This window comes from Zhihengliuella alba (assembly GCF_039538765.1).
Classification (GTDB): Bacteria; Actinomycetota; Actinomycetes; order Actinomycetales; family Micrococcaceae; genus Zhihengliuella; species Zhihengliuella alba.
Genome location: NZ_BAABCJ010000002.1, coordinates 636281 through 656620, shown reverse-complemented (window position 1 = coordinate 656620; position 20340 = coordinate 636281). Strand labels below are relative to the sequence as shown.

The window sequence follows — 20340 nt, the reverse complement described above, 5'->3', positions numbered from 1 at the left end:
CCGTGGTGATGCTCATTCTGGACCTCCTCGGGACCTTCTTCTTCGCCGTCTCCGGGAGCCTGCTCGCCGCGCGGAAGCACTTCGACATCGTCGGCTCGCTGCTGCTGGCCTCGCTCGCCGGACTCGGCGGCGGCGTGGTGCGCGACCTCGTCCTCGACGACGGCGTCCCCAACGCCTTCGACCGGCCGGTGTACCTGGTGCCGGTCCTCCTCGCGGCCGTCCTGGTCCTCACCAGCCTGATCCACGAGACCCGTTTCCGGCGCACCCTCCTGCTGTTCGACGCCGGGGGCCTCGCCCTGTTCTGCATCGGCGGCACCGTGACGGCCCACGAGGCCGGCATCAACGTGGTCTCGGCGGCGCTCCTGGGGCTCACGTCCGCCGTCGGCGGCGGCGTCCTGCGCGACGTCGTCGCGAACGAGGTGCCGCAGCTGTTCAACCCGAGGGGCGTCTACGCCATCCCGGCCATGCTCGGGGCCGGGCTGACCGGCCTCATGCTCGAGCTCGGCTGGTTCACCCCCTACGCCGCCGTCGGCGTCGCCGCGCTGGTGTTCGGCCTGCGGGTGCTCTCGCTCCGGCTCGGCTGGCACGTCCCGCTCGCCGGCGGGGGCCCGGGCGGCGGGACCGCCCGCCGCCGCCGCTGACGCCCGCCGCCGTTGACGCCGCCGCCCCGTCCGCGGTCCGGCGGTCGGCTGTGGCCCACCCGACCAGCCCGTGTTGGCTCCGTCTCAGAGGGGCATTAGAATGGGGGCGTGCCCGCACCCGGGCACGAGCCCCTGACACGCGGCGGGAGAGTCCCGACCGAAGCCACGGCCGGGCGCCGTAGGAGCAATTTCCTCCCCGGGAATCTCTCAGGCCCCCGTACCGCCGCGAAGAGGCGACTCTGGAAAGCAGTGGCCCCACCCTCGGGCGGGCCGCTCACCGACGGTGCAAGCGCGCCACCCGCACGGGTGGGGCGCGGAATCTCTCAGGTCCACGTACAGAGCGGGGAGGGCGAGTGCGCACCGGTCCCCGAAAGGGCCCGACCGCGCCGGAACCGAACGCCCGCCACTCCAGGGAGCCCTCCTTGTCCGTCTCTTCGCTCACGGAAACCGCCACCGCCGCCAACACGGCCGATCTCGAGCGCGTCTTCGCCGACCGCCACATCGGGCCGCGCGGCGAAGCCGCCGAGCACATGCTCGCCACCCTCGGCTACGAGAGCCTCGGCGACCTCGTCGACGCCGCGGTCCCCGCCGACATCCGGCAGCAGGCACCGCTGGAGCTGCCCGCCGCGCGCAGCGAGGCGGAAGTCCTGGAGGACCTGCGCGCCATCGCCTCCCGCAACGTGGTCAAGACGCAGATGATCGGGCAGGGCTTCTACGGCACCCACACCCCGCCGGTGATCCTGCGCAACGTCCTCGAGGACCCCGCCTGGTACACGGCCTACACGCCGTACCAGCCGGAGATCTCCCAGGGCCGCCTCGAGGCGCTGCTGAACTTCCAGACCATGATCGGTGACCTGACCGGTCTGCCGGTCGCCAACGCCTCCCTGCTGGACGAGGCCTCCGCCGTCGCCGAGGCCGTCCTGCTCATGCGCCGCGCCAACAAGGCGAAGGCCACCGCCAAGACCGTCCTGGACGCCGACCTCTTCCCGCAGAGCATCGCCGTGGTCGCCGGCCGTGCCGACGCCCTCGGCTTCGAGGTCGAGGTCGCGGACCTGTCCCAGGGCCTGCCCGACGGCGAGATCTCCGGCGTCGTGCTGCAGCAGCCGGGCAACTCCGGCCGCGTGGTGGACCACGCCGGCATCATCGCCGCCGCCAAGGAGCGCGGCGCCATGGTCACCGTGGCGGCGGACGTCCTCGCGCTCACGCTGATCACGCCCCCGGGCGAGCAGGGCGCGGACATCGCGGTCGGCAACACTCAGCGCTTCGGCGTGCCGCTGTTCTTCGGCGGCCCGCACGCCGCGTACATCGCCGTGCGCACCGGGCTCGAGCGCACGCTCCCGGGCCGCATCGTCGGAGTCTCCTACGACGACGCCGGCGCACCCGCCTACCGCCTCGCCCTGCAGACGCGCGAGCAGCACATCCGCCGCGAGAAGGCGACGTCCAACATCTGCACCGCGCAGGCGCTGCTGGCCATCGCGGCCTCGATGTACGGCGTGTACCACGGCCCGGCCGGCCTGAAGGCGATCGCCCAGCGCACCCACCTGCGGGCGCGCACCCTGGCCGCCGTCCTGGGAGCGGCCGGCTTCGAGCTCGGCACCGAGGACTACTTCGACACGCTCACCGTCCGCGCCGAGGACCGCGCCGAGTCGATCATCGCCGACGCCGAGGTCGCGGGCGTCAACCTGCGCCTGATCGACCAGGACACCGTCGGCATCGCCACCGACGAGACCACCACGCCGGCCCACCTGGCCGCCGTGGCCGGGGCCTTCGGCATCGACGGCGCCGAGGCGCGCATCGCTGCGGCCGAGGCCGAGCTCCGCGCCGCCGCCGGCGATGCCCTCCCGGCGTCCGTCCGCCGCACCAGCGACTACATGACGCACCCGATCTTCCACACGGTGCGCTCGGAGACCCAGATGCTGCGCTACCTGCGCCGCCTCTCGGACCGCGATCTGGCGCTGGACCGGACGATGATCCCGCTCGGCTCCTGCACCATGAAGCTCAACGCCACCGCCGAGATGGAGGCCATCTCCTGGCCGGAGTTCTGCGCCATCCACCCCTACGCGCCGGAGCACCAGACGGCCGGGTGGCGCCAGTTGATCTCCGACCTCGAGCGCCGGCTCGCCGCCATCACCGGCTATGCCGCCGTGTCGATCCAGCCCAACGCCGGCTCCCAGGGCGAGTACGCGGGCCTGCTCGCGATCCGCCAGTACCACGTCGCCAACGGCGACGTGGACCGCGACGTCTGCCTCATCCCTGCCTCCGCCCACGGGACGAACGCCTCCTCGGCGGTCCTCGCCGGGCTCAAGGTCGTCGTCGTGAAGACCGCCGCGGACGGCACGATCGACGCCGCGGACCTCGACGCGAAGATCGAGAAGCACCGCGGCAGCCTGGCCGGCATCATGATCACCTACCCGTCCACGCACGGCGTCTACGACGCCGACGTGCGCGAGGTCTGCTCCAAGATCCACGACGCCGGCGGACAGGTCTACATCGACGGTGCCAACATGAACGCCCTCGTCGGCCTGGCCCAGCCGGGACGGTTCGGCGGCGACGTGTCCCACCTGAACCTGCACAAGACCTTCTGCATCCCGCACGGCGGCGGCGGCCCCGGCGTCGGCCCGGTGGCCGTGGCGGAGCACCTGCGCCCGTTCCTGCCGGGCTCGCCCACCGGCCCCCACAACGGCCACCACGGCACCCCCGTGGCCTCCACCGCGTACGGCTCCGCCGGCGTGCTGCCGATCTCGTGGGCCTACGTGGCGATGATGGGCGCCGAGGGCCTGACCGCGGCGACCGGGAACGCGCTCCTGGCCGCGAACTATGTGGCCAAGCGGCTGAACGAGTACTTCCCGATCCTCTACACGGGCAAGTCCGGGCTGGTGGCCCACGAGTGCATCCTGGACCTGCGCGAGCTCACCGCGAAGTCCGGGGTGACGGCGGAGGACGTGGCCAAGCGGCTCATCGACTTCGGCTTCCACGCGCCGACACTGGCGTTCCCGGTCGCGGGGACGCTCATGGTGGAGCCGACCGAGTCCGAGGACCTGGCCGAGCTGGACCGGTTCATCGACGCGATGATCGCGATCCACGGCGAGATCGAGCAGGTCCTCGCCGGCGACTTCGGGGTGGAGGAGTCCCCGCTGCGGCGGGCACCCCACACGGCGGCCGCCGTCGTCTCCTCCGACTGGGACCGTGCCTACACGCGCGAGCAGGCGGCGTTCCCGCTGCCGCGCCTGCGCCAGGACAAGTACTTCCCGCCCGTGGGCCGCGTCGACGGGGCGCACGGCGACCGCAACCTCGTCTGCTCCTGCCCGCCGCCCGAGGCCTTCGAGAACTAGAGAGGCAGTCATGACCGACTCCACCACCACCTCCGCGCCGGCCCCCGCCGACGCGTCCGGCGCCGAGCCGCAGGACGGGCCGCGGCGCACCGCGCTCCACCCGGTGCACGCCGAGCTCGGGGCGTCCTTCACCGACTTCGGCGGCTGGGACATGCCGCTGAAGTACGGTTCGGAGCTCGCCGAGCACCAGGCCGTCCGCGAGGCGGCCGGGCTGTTCGACATCTCCCATATGGGCGAGATCCGGGTCCGCGGACCGCAGGCCGCGGCGTTCCTGAACTACGCGCTGGTCGGGAACCTCGCCGTCATGAAAGTCGGCAAGGCCAAGTACACGATGATCGTCGAGCCCGGCGGCGGCATCATCGACGACCTGATCGTCTACCGCCGCGGCGAGCAGGACTACCTGGTCGTCGCCAACGCCGGCAACGCTCCGACCGTCTACGCGGAGCTCCGCGAGCGCGTCGGCGGGGCCGGGACGGCTTTCGACGTCGACGTCGTCGACGAGTCGGCCGAGACCTCGATGATCGCCGTGCAGGGACCCGCGGCCGAGGGCATCCTGCTCGGCCTGGTCCCCGCCGAGCAGGCCGAGACCGTCACCGGCATGAAGTACTACGCGGCCGACGCGGTCACGGTCGCCGGGACCGAGGTGCTGCTGGCCCGCACGGGCTACACCGGTGAGGACGGGTTCGAGCTGTACGTGCCGAACGACGGCGCCGTCGACCTGTGGCGGACGCTGCTGGAGGCCGGGGAGCCGGCCGGGCTGATCCCGGCAGGCCTCGCCGCGCGCGACTCGCTCCGCCTGGAGGCGGGCATGCCGCTCTACGGCAACGAGCTCACCCGGCAGACGACGCCGATCGACGCCGGCCTCGGCGCGATCGTCTCCTTCAAGAAGGAGGACGACTTCGTGGGCCGCGCGGCCCTCGAGGCCGCCCGCGAGGCCGGCACCGCCCGGCGTCTCGTCGGATTGAAGGGGCTGGGCCGCCGCGCCGGACGCACCGGCTACCCGGTGCTCAAGGACGGGGCCGAGGTCGGGGTCGTGACCTCCGGCCAGCCGAGTCCGACGCTCGGCTACCCCGTGGTCATGGCGTACGTGGACGCCGAGCACGCCGAGCCGGGCACCGCCCTGGACGTGGACCTGCGCGGGAAGCCGCAGCCCTTCGAGGTCGTCGCGCTGCCGTTCTACCAGCGCCAGAAGTAACGTAGTCACCACCGTCTCCGACAACTTAAGGATCACCATGAGCAAGGTTCTCTCCTCCCTCCGCTACTCCGCCGAGCACGAATGGGTCGACAGCTCGAGCCCGGCGAAGGTCGGCCTCTCGCAGATCGCCGCCGACGCCCTCGGCGACGTCGTCTACGTCGATCTGCCGGAGGCCGACGCCGAGATCACCGCGGGCGAGGCCTGCGGCGAGGTCGAATCCACCAAGTCGGTCTCCGAGATCTTCGCGCCGGTCACCGGCCGCGTCGTCGAGGTGAACCAGGAGGCCGTGGACAACCCGGCGCTGCTGAACTCCGACCCGTACGGCGCCGGCTGGCTCTTCACCGTCGAGGTGTCCGAGGAGGGCCCGCTGCTCTCGGCCCAGGACTACGCCTCCACCAACGGCGGCGACGTCGAGTAACTCCGGCTAGCACCGCGAGCACAGGCTCGGACGGCGTCGCGGGGCGGCGCTCCCGGGCCACACCCCCGCCGACCGCGGGGCGGCACCCGGACCGGAGCCGCCCCGCACCCGGCCCGGCGCCGCCGAAGCGAAACCAAGATCCACCGTCGACGGCGACCGGCGGTCCCGTGGACCACGATTGGCAGGAACCAGACATGGCACTCAGCGTTTTCGACCTCTTCAGCGTGGGGCTCGGCCCCTCGTCCTCGCACACGGTCGGCCCCATGCGGGCAGCGGCGGAGTTCGCACGCGAACTGGTCGGCACGGGCCGGATCGACGCCCTCGCCGGGCTGCGGATCGACCTCTACGGCTCCCTCGCCGCGACGGGCCGCGGCCACGGCACCATGACGGCGATCCTCCTCGGCCTGGAGGGGTACCAGGCCGACGAGATCCTGCCGGCCACCGCCGAGGAGCGCATGGCCGCGCACGCCGAGCAGGGCCGCATCGACGTGGCCGCCCAGCTCGGACGCTCCGTCCCGCTCGACTACCGCGTCGAGGACATGGTCCTGCACCCGCTGACCGTGCTGCCCCGGCACACCAACGGCATGCGCTTCCAGGCGCTCGACGCCGCCGGCGAGGCGATCGCCGACTCCACGTTCTTCTCCATCGGCGGCGGGTTCATCGTCCGCGAGGGGGAGGAGGACGCCGTCGTCCAGGAGATCGAGGAGCACCTGGACGCCGTCCCGTACCCGTTCCGCACCGCCGCCGAGCTGTTCGAGCACTGCCGTGCCACCGGCCGGCCGGCCAGCTCGATCATGCTCGCCAACGAGTGCGCCGTGCGCCCCGAGGCCGAGGTGCGCGCCGGCATCCTGCGCCTCTGGTCCGTCATGGAGGACTCCAAGGATAACGCCCTGCAGCGGAGTGGCCTGCTCCCCGGCGGGCTGAAGGTCCGCCGCCGGGCGCCGGCCTGGCACGCCCGGCTCTCCGAGGAGGACGCGGACCGGGACCCCAAGTACTGGCAGGAATGGGTGAACCTCGTGGCCCTGGCGGTCAATGAGGAGAACGCCTCGGGCGGCCGGGTCGTCACCGCGCCCACCAACGGCGCCGCCGGCATCATCCCGGCCGTCATGTTCTACGCGACCCACTACTCGCCCATCATGGAGCAGGCCGCGGCGGGACCCGAGGAGGCCCTGCGCGAGGCTCGAGAGGACGTGATCGTCCGGTTCATGCTCACCGCGGCGGCGATCGGGGTCCTCTACAAGGAGCAGGCGTCGATCTCCGGGGCCGAGGTCGGCTGCCAGGGCGAGGTCGGCTCGGCGTCCTCGATGGCCGCCGGGGGACTGGCCGAGATCCTCGGCGGGACACCGGACCAGGTGGAGAACGCCGCGGAGATCGCGATGGAGCACAACCTGGGGCTGACCTGCGATCCGATGGCCGGGCTGGTGCAGGTGCCGTGCATCGAGCGGAATGCGATCGCCGCGGCCAAGGCCATCAATGCCGCCAAGATGGCCCTCTGGGGCGACGGGCAGCACCGCGTCAGCCTCGACGAGGTCATCGTCACCATGCGCGAGACCGGCAAGGATATGAGCCACAAATACAAGGAGACAGCGCTCGGAGGGCTCGCCGTCAACGTCGTGGAGTGCTGACGGGCGCGACGCCGAGCGTAAAAAGCCATAGTGAGAGGCCGATTGACCGCCCTAGTCGCGGCACGGTGTGAAAAGATTGAACCCATGAGCGAAGCACAGTGGCTGACTTCAGAGGAACGCCGGGCGTGGTTGGCCCTCTGGGCCGTCTTCTTCAAGCTCCCGGGTCAGCTGGACAGCGAGCTCAATCGGCTCGCCAAGATCACGGTCTTCGACTACCACGTGCTCGCGATGCTCTCCGAGCAGTCCGATCGATGTCTGAGCATGAGCGAGCTCGCTGGGAAGACCAGTTCCTCGCTCTCCCGCCTGAGTCACGTGGTCAAGAAGCTGGAGTCCCGCGGCTGGATGACCCGCTGCGCCAGCAGTTTCGATGCGCGCGTCACCATGGCGACCCTCACCGAGGAGGGCTACCGTACGGTGCTCGAGCTCGCGCCCCGTCACGTCGCCTCCGCGCGGCGCCTGATGTTCGACCAGCTCGACGACGCCGACGTCGCCGACCTCGCGCGCGTGGGCCGCAAGATCATCGCGGGGCTGGACGCGAACCACTGGATCTTCCGGGACGAGGCCGTCACGGAGTAGTATTCGCCCGTTTTGCGCCGGAGCCGTCCGGGGCTTAGGATAGTAGACGCGTTAAGTCATGTCTGCGTGCCCCAGGGCCGCCGGTGTGGCTGCCCGTAAACCGAATAAAGCGGCCCCATGGGATAGGGAAAACATCGCGAGATGATCTCCGGGCCGCCGAGTTCACCGTGTTTCGCGCAAGACAGGGCGCTTCGGTTGGTTCTCACCCAGCCTGGTTACCTTCATAGTCGCAGTAGAGAACGGTGTCACAACTGGTGGCGGGACGTTATCAGCGCAGATCAGAGACAGCAACCAGGTAGCTGTATCTGTCGATGAGTACCGCCAATATTTACTACTACTGAGGAGTGATCATGGCAGCTGTATGCCAGGTGACCGGTGCAGTCCCGAACTTCGGGCACAGCATCTCCCACTCGCACCGTCGCACCAAGCGTCGGTTCGACCCGAACATCCAGAAGAAGCGCTACTGGGTTCCGTCCCTGCGCCGCAACGTCACGCTGACGCTGTCGGTCAAGGGCATCAAGACCATCGACGCACGCGGCATCGACGCTGTGGTGGCCGAACTGATCGCGAAGGGAGTGAAGCTCTAGTGGCCAAGGACAAGGACGTACGTCCCATCATCAAGCTCAAGTCCACCGCCGGGACCGGCTTCACCTACGTGACCCGTAAGAACCGTCGTAACGATCCGGACCGCATGGTCCTGAAGAAGTACGACCCGGTCATCCGCAAGCACGTCGAATTCCGAGAGGAGCGCTAAGACATGGCCAAGAAGTCCAAGATTGCCAAGAACGAGCAGCGCAAGGTCATTGTCGAGCGCTACGCCGCCAAGCGCGCCGAACTGAAGAAGACGCTCGTCGACCCGAACGCCACCGACGAGGCCCGCGAAGAGGCCCGCCTGGGTCTGCAGAAGCTCCCGCGCAACGCCTCGCCGATCCGCGTCCGCAACCGCGACTCGATCGACGGCCGCCCCCGCGGCACCCTCCAGAAGTTCGGCATCTCCCGCGTCCGTTTCCGCGAGATGGCCCACCGCGGAGAGCTCCCGGGCATCACCAAGTCCTCCTGGTAGGACTCCCACGGCGCGAGCCGTAGTCCTCCAGAGCGAAGGCCCCCGTCCTGAGACGGGGGCCTTCGTCGTACCCGCAGCCCACCGGGCGCGCTACCGCAGGGGGCGACGGCGCAGCCGCCACCACGGCCGACGGGCCGCCCGCTCGGCCTCCGCGCTGCGTCGTGCCCGCTCCTCGGCGCGCGCGGCACGTTCGTCGCGGCGCCCCCGCCAGCCACGCAGCTCCTCGTCCACGTCGCGGGTCGGTGTCACCACCGGGGGACCGCCGAGCAGCTGGCGCCGGGCCTCCACGACCCGGCCATTGAAGTCCTCCAGGGCCTCCCGCACCTGCCGCTCCGTGCCGAGGCGGTCCAGCCGCTCCTGCAGTTCCTCGGCCTCGCGCCGCAGCAGCAGGGCCGGCGGCCCCAGCCCGCTCAGGTTCTCCCGCTCGATGAGGCCCTTGATCCACCAGTCGGGATCGTAGGTGCCGCCGAGGCCGGGCAGGGGCCTGCCGGCGTACTCCAGGTCGTCGAAGTCGCCGCGGGCCATCGCCTGATCGATGGCCCGGTTGGCCACCTCCGCGACGTCGTCGTCCGCGCTCAGGGTCGTCTCGATCTGCGGCGCGGCGCCCTCGGGGCCGGCGTGGACCCGTTGCGCTGCGTCCGTGAAGGACTCGTCCGGCCGCTCCTCCTGCTCGGCCCGGTAGCGGGCCGCCCGCAGCAGGGGGTCCGTGTCGCGCAGCGGCGGACCGGAATCGTCGGGTGCGTCCGGTCGGTCGGCTCCTGTGTGATCGGCCATGCTTCTCCTCCTGGCGTGAGTCTAGGGGGTGCTCCGGGGCACAGAAAGGGCCCCCGAACCCCCGGAATCCCTTGAAAACTCGGGGAAAACCTAAAAAATCAGGCCAAAACCCGGGATTCTGGGCGTGTTCGCCAGCCACGGCTGGTAGTTTTCACTCAGAAGACCTCGCGACCGCGGGGCAGCCCGCCCGGTTCGGCGCGGGAGGAAGAGCTGTCCAGGAGGACCACATTGGCTATGAACCGTAAAGAGCTCGTTGAGGCCGTCGCCGAGAAGACCGGCAACTCGCAGGTCGCCGTGAACGGCGTCCTCGACGCCGTGTTCGATGTCTTCGTCGACCAGGTCGGCAAGGGCGAGAAGGTCTCCATCCCGGGCTGGCTCGCCGTGGAGCGCACCGATCGCGCCGCCCGCACGGGCCGCAACCCGCAGACCGGTGCCGCTATCGAGATCCCGGCCGGCCACTCGGTCAAGCTGACCGCCGGCTCCAAGCTCAAGGCGGCCGTCGCCAAGTAGTCTGCCCCGCAGGCTGCAACGAACCGCGTGTTCGTTTCCCCACACGGGGACTCTGGAAGGCCCGTCCCGCCCGTCTCGGGCGGGACGGGCCTTTCTACTTGTCGTAGAATTCAAGGCGGGCGTCCGTCCCACGGACCGCCCGTCCACGTGCGTGACGGCGCCGCCGACAGCAGGCCACCGCCACTGCAGAAGCCGATCAGATCCGACGCGTAAGGACCTCATGCACTCGCTCCGGAGCAGCCGAGCAGCTGCCGCACCCGCCTCCTCCCTCCGTGCCGCGCTGGCCGCCGCGTTCGCGTGCCTGGCGGTCCTCGCCGCCGTCGCGCTGGCACCCGCGGCGCACGCCCACGATCAGCTCCTCTCCACCGACCCGGAGTCCGGCGCCGCCCTGGAGCGCTCGCCCGAGACGATCGGCCTGACCTTCAGCGGCGAGATCCAGGAGATCGGCAGCGCCTTCGAGCTCACGGCGGCGGATGGGACGGACTATCCGACCTCCGCGGCGATCGAGCGGACCGACGTGACCGTGACGCCGTCCGACGCCCTGCCGGCCGGGGAGTACACGCTGTCCTGGCGGGTGATCTCCTCCGACGGCCACCCGATCGAGGGCACGACCGCGAACGGCCAGGCCGTCACGTTCTCCGTGGCCGGCGCCCCGGCCGAGACCGGCCCGAGCGAGTCCAGCCCCGCCGCGTCGGATGCAGCGGAGCCGCCCGCCTCCCAGCCGGCCGGCGAATCGACCGCCGCCGGCGCCGCCACCGAGACGCAGGACGACGAGAAGCAGGACGACGCGACGCAGGACGACGCCGCCGAGCAGCCCGCGGGCGATCCGATGGCCGCGCTGTGGATCGCTCTCGCCGCGATCGCGGCCGCCGCGCTGGTCTGGATCGTCGCCGCCAAGGCCAGGCGCGTCACCGAGGGCCAGAAGCAGGCACGCGCGTCGGACAGCGACCAGCGGGGGACCGGCGGCGCGTCCGGCGACTCCACGTCCGGCGGACGGTCCTGATGGCCGCAGGGCGGTGCGCGTGAAGCCGCAGCAGCTCGCTGTCCCCGCGGTCTTCGCGGGGCTGCTCGCGTGCGTCGTCGCACTCGTCTACACCGGGACGGCGGCCGCCGGGCAGCTGGCCGACCCGGGGGCCATCACGCGCTGGGGCCTGCCCCTGGCGAAGACCATCCACCACGGTGCGATGGCCACGACCGTCGGCGCGCTCGTCTTCGCGGCCGCGATCCTGCCGCGGGGGCTGAAGCCCACCCGGACCGACGCCGGCGCCGGCGGAGAGCACCCGGCCTTCACCCGCACCATGAACCTGGCGGGCGGTGCCGCGACCGTGTGGACGCTCGCCGCCGCCGTCGTGCTGGTCCTGACGTTCTCCGACGTCTCCGGCCTGCCGCTGCAGACCACCGACGCGTACACCACCGGGATGCTCGACTTCATCCTCAACATCCCGACCGGCACCGCCTGGGCCTGGATGGTGGTTCTCGCCGCCGTCACCGCCTCCTGGGCGTTCGGTGTCCGCTCGCCGGCCGGCATCGCCATCGGCGCGGTCCTCGCGATGGTCGGCGCCCTCCCGCTGTCCCTCATCGGCCACGCCGGAGGCAGTGACGATCACTGGGCCGCCGTGAACGGGATGCTGCTGCACCTGGTCGGCGTGTGCCTCTGGGCCGGCGGCATCGCGGTCCTCGCCTGCCTGGCCGGCCGGCTCGACGCGCCTGCGCCGGGGCGCGCGCCGGCCGAACGGCAGCGGCCGGTGCTGACCGGCGTCGTCCTCTCCCGCTTCTCCTGGCTCGCGACCGTCGCGATCGGCCTGGTCCTGCTCTCCGGGGTCGTCAGCGCCCTCCTGCGCGTGCAGTCGTTCGCGGACCTCGCGTCCCCGTACGGGGTCGTCCTCCTCGCGAAGGTCGCGCTGACCGTCCTGCTCGGTGTGCTGGGCTACCTGCACCGACGGCGCACCATCCCGGCGCTGCTCGCCGGGCGGATCTCCGCCGCGGCCGCGGCCTGGCGGATCGTGGCCGTCGAGACGATCGTGATGGCCGCCGTCTTCGGTCTGGCCACGGTGCTCGGCCGGACGGCGCCGCCGGTGCCGGAGCTCGAGCCCGAGAATCCGTCCCCCGCGCGGTTCCTGACCGGCTACGAGCTGCCGCCGCCCCTGACGGCGGAGTCCTGGGTCACGAGCTGGCGCATCGACTGGCTGTGGGTGGCGATCATCGCGATCCTGGCCGTGTTCTACCTCTACGGATTCGTCACGCTCCGCCGCCGCGGCGACGCCTGGCCCGTGCTGCGGCTGGTCTCGTGGCTGGTGGGCCTCGCGGCCCTCTTCTACATCACCTCCGGAGTGCTGGCCGTCTACGGGATGGTCCTCTTCTCCTCCCACATGGTCGGCCACATGGCCCTGACCATGGTGGTGCCGTTCTTCCTGGTGCTCGGCGCGCCGGTGACGCTGGCCCTGAAGGCCGTGCCGGCGCGCACCGACGGCTCCCGCGGACCGCGCGAGTGGATCCTCTCGATCGTGCACTCGCCGGTCTCCAGGGTGATCACCCACCCGTTGTTCGCGGCCGCGAACTTCGCCGGATCCATCATCATCTTCTACAACACGGATCTCTTCCGCTTCGCCTTGAGCGAGCACGTCGGCCACGAGCTGATGAACGTCCACTTCCTGCTCACCGGCTACATCTTCGCGCTCAACATGATCGGCGCGGACCCGCTGCCGAAGCGGGCGCCGTACCCGTTCCGGCTGGTGGTCCTGCTGGCGACCATGAGCTTCCATGCGTTCTACGGCGTCTCCATCATGGGCAGCGAGTCGCTCATCCAGGCGTCCTGGTTCGGCAGCATGGGCCGCGAGTGGGGAGCCGACCCGATGGCGGACCAGAAGTTCGGCGCCGGCGCGATGTGGGGGATCGGCGAGGTGCCGACGCTGCTGCTCGCCCTGGGCGTGATGTTCGCCTGGAGCCGCTCCTCGGAGCGGGAGGCGAAGCGGCGGGACCGCAAGGCGGACCGCGACGACGAGGCCGAGCTGGCCGCCTACAACGCCATGTTCCGCGACCTGAACCAGCACGATGAGGAGCTCGACCGCCGTGGCCCATCCTGACCCCCGCCCCGCGCCCCGGACCGGCCTCGGGCCCGCACGTACTGCCCCGCGGCGACTGCGCCGGCGCCCGGGCAGGTTCGCGGCGAGCGCCGCCGTCGTCCTGTTGGCTCTGACGGGCTGCGGGAGCGACGGCGGAGCCGAGCCGCCGAACGACGACCAGCACTCCGGCGTGACCGGAGCGGAGGGCTCGGGCGGGGACGGCTCGGGCGAGGACGGCGCGTCGCCGCGGCCCGTCACGGTCGAGAACGTGGCGGCGGCCGCGGGCGTCCTGCAGGCGGCGCAGCTGGGCTTCGACCGTTCGGCCGTCGCCTCGACGGAGGATCTCGCCCGGCTGCGCGAGGACCGGCCGGACGCGATGGACGGCGTCGTCGTCGCGCCGTCGTCCTGCCAGGAGCCCCTGCAGCGGCTGAACTGGTCGCCGGTGCTGCTCGGCGAGGAGGCCGCTCGGACGGACTTCGCGGCGGAGAGCGTCCCAATGACGGGGACGGTCGAGGTCGCGCGCATCGCCGACCGGGGAGCGCTCGAGGCCTACTACGGCACCGTCCGGACGCTGCTGGAGGAGTGCCCGCAGGTCACCCTGAACGTCCAGAAGCCCAGCGGCGAGGACACGACGACGCCGGCGAGCGGACCGCTCGCGTTCCAGGCCCCCGCGGTGGAGCGCGAGGTCGACTCGGCCGTGTTCTGGAGCCGGTTCCCGCACGACGCCGACCTCGAGCAGCAGTCGGTGGTCCTCCTCGAGGAGGCGGGGGACTACGTCGCCATGGTCTCCTTCGCGGGGCAGGAGGGCGTGGAGGACGAGCGGACCACGCGGCTGGCCGAGGCCGTCATGGACGCGACGATCCGCGAGCTGGCCGCGCAGCAGGAGAAGTAGGGGCGGTGGGGGACCGTGCCGGACGGACAGTGTCGCAGGGACGGCGCTCGAGGGACACCGACGTAGTCCGGCGTCAGCGAGTTCGGCCCGGGGAAGAATGCCGGGCGATAATTGGTTGTCAGGACAGTGGCCCGCCCGCGCGGCGGACCAGCGTCCGCGGCCTCGCCCAGGCGATACCGCAGCCTCCGAGCCCACCACGTCAGCCGACACAAGGAGCCCCCGTGACCGAGACCCCCGTGACTGAATCCATCCGCGCCAGCTATCGCGTGCGCGCGTCGGAGCTCGTCGGCCGGAACTGGCTGAACACGGGCGGGCGAATGGTCACGCTCGAGGACCTCCGCGGCAAGATCGTGGTGCTCGACTTCTGGACGTTCTGCTGCATCAACTGCCTCCACGTCCTCGACGAGCTGCGCCCGCTGGAGGAGAAGTACCGGGACGAGCTCGTCATCGTCGGAGTCCACTCGCCGAAGTTCGAGCACGAGGCCGACCCCGACGCGCTGGCCGCCGCCGTCGAACGCTACGAGATCCACCACCCCGTCCTCGACGACCCCGAGCTGACCACTTGGCAGGCCTACGGCGCGCGCGCCTGGCCGACGCTCGTCGTCGTCGACCCCGAGGGCTACATCGCCGCGCACCTGTCCGGCGAGGGGCACGCGAACGGGCTCGAGGCCCTCGCCGGCGAGCTGATCGCCGAGCACGAGGCCAAGGGAACCCTGCACCGCGGGGACGGGCCCTACGTGGCCCCGCCGGCGCGCGAGGGCGACCTGCGGTTCCCGGGCAAGGTCCTGCCGCTGCCGAACGGCCATTTCCTGGTCGGCGACTCGGGCCACCACCGGATCGTCGAGCTGGCCGGCGACCTGGAGACCGTGGTCCGCACCATCGGTGAGGGCGCCAAGGGGTACGCCGACGGCGACGCCGCCACCGCCCGCTTCAACGAGCTCCAGGGGCTGGCGCTCCTCCCGGAGGCCGTGGCCGCCCGAGTCGGGTACGACGTCGTCGTCGCCGATACCGTCAACCACCGCCTCCGCGGGGTGCGGCTGGAGACCGGCGAGGTGACGACGCTCGCCGGAAACGGCGTGCAGCGCCTGCTCGACGCCGAGCGCGCCCGCGAGAACGAGGCCGACGGCTGGCACTGGGACCTCGGCACGGACCCGCTGAACACGTCGCTCTCGTCCCCCTGGGACGTCCTGTGGAGCGAGAAGGCGCAGGCCGTCGTCGTCGCGATGGCCGGCACACACCAGATCTTCGCGTTCGACCCCCTGACCGGCCGCGTCACCGTCCACGCGGGCACCGGACTGGAGGGCCTGCTCGACGGCGGGCGGGACACCAGCTGGTTCGCGCAGACATCCGGGCTCGCCGCCGACGCCGCGGGCGACATCTGGATCGCGGACTCGGAGACCTCCGCCCTGCGCGTCCTGCGGCTGGACGACGACGGCCGCGTCGCGGCGGTGGAGACCGCGATCGGCGAGGGCCTGTTCGATTTCGGTTTCCGCGACGGGGACGCCGCGGCCGCCCGGCTGCAGCACCCGCTCGGCGTGACGGTCCTGCCGGACGGCTCCGTGGCCGTGGCCGACACCTACAACGGGGCCGTCCGCCGGTACGATCCCGTGACCCGGACGGTCTCCACGCTGGCGCGTGGCCTGGCGGAGCCCTCGGACGTGGTGCTCGACTCGACCGTCGATGGCGATCCGGTGCTGCTGGTCGTCGAGACCAACAAGCACCAGCTGGTCCGCATCCCGCTGCCCAAGGAGGCGCTCACCGTCGACGAGGGGGCTGCGCAGACCCAGCGCCCGAAGACCCCGGTCGCGGCGGGCGCGCACGAGATCCTGGTGCGCTTCTCGGCGCCGAAGGGTCAGAAGCTCGACGACCGGTGGGGTGATCCCACGCAGCTGAAGATCTCGGCGTCGCCGGAGGAACTGCTGCTCAGCGGGGCCGGGACGTCCGTGGGTCTGTCCCGGACGCTCGAGCTCAACCCCGAGGTGCCGGACGGCGTTCTGCACATCACGGCGCGCGCCGCGGCCTGCGACGGCGAGCCGGGCGGGGAGATCCCCGACCACGCTGCCTGCCACCTGTACCAGCAGGACTGGGGGATCCCGGTCCGGCTCGACTCCGACGGAGAGACGTCGCTGACGCTGGATCTGCGAGGACTCGACTAGGCCGCAGCCGACGCCGGACCGACGCCGGACTCGCCCTCCACATCCCCTCCGTTCGGCACGCCACTCCACAGGCGGGGGTCCTGCTCTGACCCTCGGAGGCGCTCCGGCGGAGGATTGATGCATGGAGAATGCAGCGGTTCCGAGGCATGGACGGGTGGTCGGCTCTGGTGTCGACACCACCGTCCGGCCCGCTACCGCCGCCGCGGGTTCTGCCGCCACCGCGGGCACCGTCGCCCCGGCAGTGCAGGACGTGGCGGCTGTGCCGGCGTCTGCCGCTCCCGCTGAGCCGGAGTCTGCCGCTCCCGCTGAGCCGGCGTTTGCCGCCACCGCCACCGCGGGCACCGTTGATCCTGCCGTGCCGGACGTGACTGCTGCGCCGGACGGCTCCGCTCCCGCTGCCGCTGCCGCTGCCGCTGCCGCTGCCGCTGCCGCTGCCAGCTCTTCCTCGTCCCCTGCTTCGGTGTCGCCGTTGGTGGCGGGGCTGTTGGAGCGGTGGGAGGCGGTCTCGGCCGTGTTGGACGGGTTGGTGGTGGAGACGGTCGAGGCGGTCTGCGCGGGCCCGCTGGACGCCCACGCCGCGGCCTCGCTGGTGCATCTACTTGAGGCCACGGGGCGGCGGGCCGATCAGGGGCGGGTGCTGGGGGCCAGGGCCGCTGACGAGGCGGATCTGGCCGGGGCCGGCGCTGCGGGGACGGGGCGGGGCCTGTCGGAGTTCAAGGGCACGGCGGACTGGTTCCGGTACGCCGAGCGGGTCAGCACCGCCGAGACGAACCGGCGGCTGCTGCTGTCCCGGACCCTCCTGCCCCGGCGGGCGCTCACCGGGGAGCGGCTCGAGGCGAAGTACCCGCACCTCGGCGCCGCCACGGCCGAGGGGGACCTCTCGGCGGAGGCCGCGGTGATCGCGGTGCGCTCGTTGGAGCGGGTCGAGCCGCGGGCGCGGCAGCTGGGCCCGGAGGCGGTCGGGTTGTGGGAGGCGATGGAGGCCGGTCTGGCCGGGACGGCCCGCGGCGTGGACCCGGGCACGGTCGAGGCGGTCGGGCGGCAGTGGGAGGCCGCGATCGACCAGGACGGCCTGGCTCCCTCCGAGGCCGTGCGGAAGGCCCAGCAGGGCTTGTTCTACAAGGGCCAGCGGCAGGGGCTGCACCGGTTCCACCTGAACGTCACGACGGACCAGTTCGAACTGCTCCGCACGGTCACCGGCGCCGCGACCAACCCCCGCAACACCACCCCCGACACAACCAACAGCGCAGGCAGCGGCGCCGGCAATGGCAGCGACGGCGGCTCCGGCAATGGCAGCGGCAGCGGCAGTGGCAGCGGCAGCGGCTCCAGCAATGGCAGTGGCGCCGGCAGCACCGACGCCACGAGTGCGCCCGGCACCGGAGCTGCCGGCACGGGAGCTGCGGGCACCGTTGGCGGCCCCGACGCCGCGGGCAGCGGCCAGCCCAGCGCCGAGGACGGCGCACGTCCGGTCGCCGGCGAGGATTCAGGCTCGGGCAGTGCCCTGCCTGAGCGGGTCGCCGGGCCCGGGCCCGAGCAGCGCGTGCCCGGCACCGACGCCGCGGTTCCGACCGGCCACGCCGGCGAGCACGAGAACCGGCCGGCCGTGCCGGTCGGCGTCGGCGAGTACGAGAACCGACCAGCCGGTGCCGGTGCCGAGCCGGCCGGTGCCGGTGCCGAGCCGGCCGACGCTGGTGGTGCCGGTGGTTCGTCGGTGGCGTTCCTGCCCGAGCCCGGCGCCGCCCTGGTGGACGATCGGTCGCGGGCGCAGCTGGAGCTCGACGGGATCCTCGCCGCCCTGAGGATCGCCCTGGCCACCGACCGGCTGCCCTCCACCGGAGGCCAGCGCCCCCAGATCATGGTCGCCCTGGACCACCAGATGCTCCTGAACCAACTCAACAGCCACGACACCGCCAACCCCACCGGCGGCGTCTGCTCTCCGGGACGGCCGGACCGCCCCGACCCGACCGGCAACCCGCCGACCGGCCGGGCAGACCGGGCAGGCCGGGCAGGCCGGGCGATTTCGGCGAGTAGTGCCCCGCCGGATCGATCACCCCACCGCCCCGGCGCCCCGAACGCCCCCGGCGCCCCCGATGGTCCCGGTGCTCCCGACGTCCCCGGGGTGCCCGGGGTGCGGTTGCCGGTGAGCCGGGGCGTGTACTCACCGGTCATCCCACCGGCCCAGCTGCGCGCCCTGGCCTGCGACGCGTCCGTCCTGCCCGCCGTCCTCGGCTCCGCCGGCCAGATCCTGGACCTCGGACGCACCCAACGCACCTTCACCACCGCCCAGCGCCGGGCCCTGACCCTCCGCGACCGCGGCTGCACGTTCCCCGGCTGCACCGTCCCGGCCACCTGGTGCGAAGCCCACCACGTCATCCCCTGGCACCAAGGCGGTACCACCGACCTCGACAACGGGGCCCTGTGCTGCGGGTTCCACCACACCCTGGCCGACAACAGCACCTGGGACATCGACATGAGCACCGGCATACCCCTCTGGCGGCCCCCGGCCACCGTCGACCCGACGAGACCCCTGATGCGCAACACCCACTTCCACCCCGACACCACCGCCCAAACGACCCTGAACCTCACACCACCGACCGAACCCGCCCCCATCCCCTTTTGAGCATGCGTCCTCGGGTATGGCTCGGTGGGCCAGTCACGACTGGGGAGCCCGCTCTCGTGGTTGCTCCCCGCAACTACTAGGGTGGTCCTAGTTGAATACTGAGTGAATGACCGTCCGCCCGTGCATCGACGAGCGGACGGCCGAGGGAACCGGGAGGGGTGCCGCAGCACGGTGGGCAGCATGTTCAGCGCACTACGGAACCCGAACTATCGACTCTGGGTTGCCGGCGCTCTAGTCTCCAACATCGGCACGTGGATGCAGCGCGTCGCCCAGGACTGGCTCGTTCTCACCGAGCTCACGGACAACAACGGCATGGCCGTCGGCATCACCACAGGACTGCAGTTCGTACCCATCCTCTTCCTCGGCGCGTGGGCGGGTCTGATCGCCGACCGGCACGACAAGCGCCGTCTCCTCATGATCACGCAGACGGCCATGGGCCTGTGCGCGCTGGGGCTGGGCCTCCTGGTCTGGTGGGACGCTGCTGAGCTGTGGCACGTCTTCGTCCTGGCATTCGCGCTCGGAGTCGCCAGCGCCTTCGACGCGCCGGCCCGACAGGCGTTCGTCTCGGAGGTCGTCGCCAAACCGGACATTCCGAATGCCGTCGCCCTCAACAGCGCATCCTTCAATATGGCGCGGCTGGCCGGGCCAGGCGTCGCGGGTCTGCTCATCTCCTGGGTGGGCACCGCGCCGGCATTCATGATCAATGCGGCCAGCTTCCTGGCGGTCCTGATCGGTATCTGGCGGATGGACGTCTCCACGCTGCGCCGCAGCGAACCGGCCCCGCGCGGCAAGCGGCAGATCCGTGAGGGCATCGCCTACGTACGGCAGCGACCCGACCTCGTCGTCATCCTGGTGATGGCCTTCCTCATCGGCACCTTCGGATTCAACTTCCAGATCACCAACGCCATGATGGCGACCACCGTGTTCGGCCGCGGGCCGACGGAATACGGCATCCTCGGCTCGCTCGTGGCCGTCGGGACGCTGTCGGCGGCGATCCTGGCAGCCATCCGGGGGAGGTTCCGCATGCGCTACCTCATTGGCGGTGCACTGGGCTTCGGGGTGGCCGGAGTAGCAGCGAGCCTGATGCCGACCTTCTGGCTCTACGCGGCCCTGCTGGTCCTTGTCGGTCTGACCTCGGTGACGTTCCTCAACAGTTGCAACACCTCCATTCAACTGTCGGTGGAGCCACGCTTCCGCGGACGGGTCCTGGCTCTCTACATGGCGGTGGTGCAAGGTGGCACACCCATCGGCGCACCGTTGATCGGTTGGATCGGCGATGTCCTGGGGCCGCGTTGGGCGGTGGGCCTCGGCGCGGGCATCGCCCTGCTGGCGGGTGCCTGGGCGCTGTATCTGATGCTCCGGGGCCGCTTGGTGCTCCGCGACGACAACCCGCCCACGGGGACGCTCCCGATCGTCAAGCCGACCTGACGTGTGCGGCGAGCCGCTGACAGAGGCGGCAGAGGCGCTCGGCCGGAC

Annotated in this window: 17 protein-coding genes and 1 riboswitch; of the genes, 16 read left to right on the top strand and 1 reads right to left on the bottom strand. The window is 71.7% G+C overall.

Going from position 1 to position 20340, the window contains the following annotated elements; genetic code table 11:
* The first annotated feature begins 8 nt into the window (after positions 1–8).
* The 9 genes from ABD784_RS08700 (at position 9) to rpsN (ending at position 8850) form a co-directional block, all read left to right on the top strand.
* The gene (locus ABD784_RS08700) at positions 9–641 is read left to right on the top strand and encodes a trimeric intracellular cation channel family protein (RefSeq protein ID WP_344883504.1); all 633 of its coding nucleotides are present in this window, start codon (positions 9–11) and stop codon (positions 639–641) included.
* 133 nt (positions 642–774) lie between these two features.
* Positions 775–874, top strand: a riboswitch (glycine riboswitch).
* Positions 875–1141: 267 nt separating this feature from the next.
* Entirely contained in the window at positions 1142–3973 is a 2832-nt protein-coding gene (gene gcvP / locus ABD784_RS08695; RefSeq protein ID WP_344883501.1) for an aminomethyl-transferring glycine dehydrogenase, read from the top strand.
* 10 nt (positions 3974–3983) lie between these two features.
* Positions 3984–5168: a glycine cleavage system aminomethyltransferase GcvT gene (gene gcvT, locus ABD784_RS08690; protein WP_344882935.1), complete on the top strand. Its 1185-nt coding sequence runs from the start codon at positions 3984–3986 to the stop codon at positions 5166–5168.
* A 37-nt stretch (positions 5169–5205) separates the two neighbouring features.
* On the top strand, positions 5206–5586 hold the full coding sequence (gene gcvH, locus ABD784_RS08685) for a glycine cleavage system protein GcvH (protein ID WP_344882932.1): 381 nt from the start codon (positions 5206–5208) through the stop codon (positions 5584–5586).
* Positions 5587–5780: 194 nt separating this feature from the next.
* Positions 5781–7211: an L-serine ammonia-lyase gene (locus tag ABD784_RS08680; RefSeq protein ID WP_344882929.1), complete on the top strand. Its 1431-nt coding sequence runs from the start codon at positions 5781–5783 to the stop codon at positions 7209–7211.
* A gap of 84 nt (positions 7212–7295) precedes the next feature.
* Positions 7296–7787 carry a MarR family winged helix-turn-helix transcriptional regulator gene (locus tag ABD784_RS08675; protein WP_344882926.1) on the top strand — a complete coding sequence of 164 codons (492 nt, stop codon included), beginning with the start codon at positions 7296–7298 and terminating at the stop codon, positions 7785–7787.
* A gap of 350 nt (positions 7788–8137) precedes the next feature.
* Complete coding sequence (gene rpmB / locus ABD784_RS08670; RefSeq protein WP_309080910.1) at positions 8138–8374, top strand: 50S ribosomal protein L28; 237 nt, start codon at positions 8138–8140, stop codon at positions 8372–8374.
* Positions 8374–8541: a 50S ribosomal protein L33 gene (gene rpmG, locus ABD784_RS08665; protein WP_149955989.1), complete on the top strand. Its 168-nt coding sequence runs from the start codon at positions 8374–8376 to the stop codon at positions 8539–8541. Before rpmB ends, rpmG begins: the two co-directional genes overlap by 1 nt.
* Before the next feature lie 3 nt (positions 8542–8544).
* Positions 8545–8850 (top strand): 30S ribosomal protein S14, encoded by a 306-nt coding sequence (rpsN, locus tag ABD784_RS08660; protein WP_344882923.1) that lies wholly within the window; start codon positions 8545–8547, stop codon positions 8848–8850.
* Between the two features lie 90 nt (positions 8851–8940).
* On the opposite strand, the gene ABD784_RS08655 is transcribed toward rpsN, so the two are convergent.
* Positions 8941–9624, bottom strand: a complete 684-nt coding sequence (locus ABD784_RS08655) for a DnaJ family domain-containing protein (protein ID WP_344882920.1) — start codon at positions 9622–9624, stop codon at positions 8941–8943.
* Positions 9625–9852: 228 nt separating this feature from the next.
* Here ABD784_RS08655 and ABD784_RS08650 point away from each other — a divergent pair, with 228 nt between their 5' ends.
* The 7 genes from ABD784_RS08650 (at position 9853) to ABD784_RS08620 (ending at position 20292) form a co-directional block, all read left to right on the top strand.
* A complete protein-coding gene (locus ABD784_RS08650) occupies positions 9853–10134 on the top strand; it encodes an HU family DNA-binding protein (protein WP_344882917.1) in 282 nt (93 codons plus the stop codon).
* Between the two features lie 220 nt (positions 10135–10354).
* On the top strand, positions 10355–11137 hold the full coding sequence (locus ABD784_RS08645; RefSeq protein ID WP_344882914.1) for a copper resistance CopC family protein: 783 nt from the start codon (positions 10355–10357) through the stop codon (positions 11135–11137).
* A gap of 19 nt (positions 11138–11156) precedes the next feature.
* Complete coding sequence (locus ABD784_RS08640) at positions 11157–13217, top strand: cytochrome c oxidase assembly protein (protein WP_344882911.1); 2061 nt, start codon at positions 11157–11159, stop codon at positions 13215–13217.
* Positions 13204–14088, top strand: a complete 885-nt coding sequence (locus tag ABD784_RS08635) for a hypothetical protein (RefSeq protein ID WP_344882908.1) — start codon at positions 13204–13206, stop codon at positions 14086–14088. Before ABD784_RS08640 ends, ABD784_RS08635 begins: the two co-directional genes overlap by 14 nt.
* A gap of 236 nt (positions 14089–14324) precedes the next feature.
* A complete protein-coding gene (locus ABD784_RS08630) occupies positions 14325–16244 on the top strand; it encodes an NHL domain-containing thioredoxin family protein (RefSeq protein WP_344883498.1) in 1920 nt (639 codons plus the stop codon).
* Between the two features lie 460 nt (positions 16245–16704).
* Positions 16705–18864, top strand: coding sequence for an HNH endonuclease (locus tag ABD784_RS08625; RefSeq protein WP_344882904.1), 2160 nt, complete (start codon positions 16705–16707; stop codon positions 18862–18864).
* A gap of 180 nt (positions 18865–19044) precedes the next feature.
* Positions 19045–20292 carry an MFS transporter gene (locus ABD784_RS08620; RefSeq protein ID WP_344882901.1) on the top strand — a complete coding sequence of 416 codons (1248 nt, stop codon included), beginning with the start codon at positions 19045–19047 and terminating at the stop codon, positions 20290–20292.
* The last annotated feature ends 48 nt before the right edge of the window (positions 20293–20340 follow it).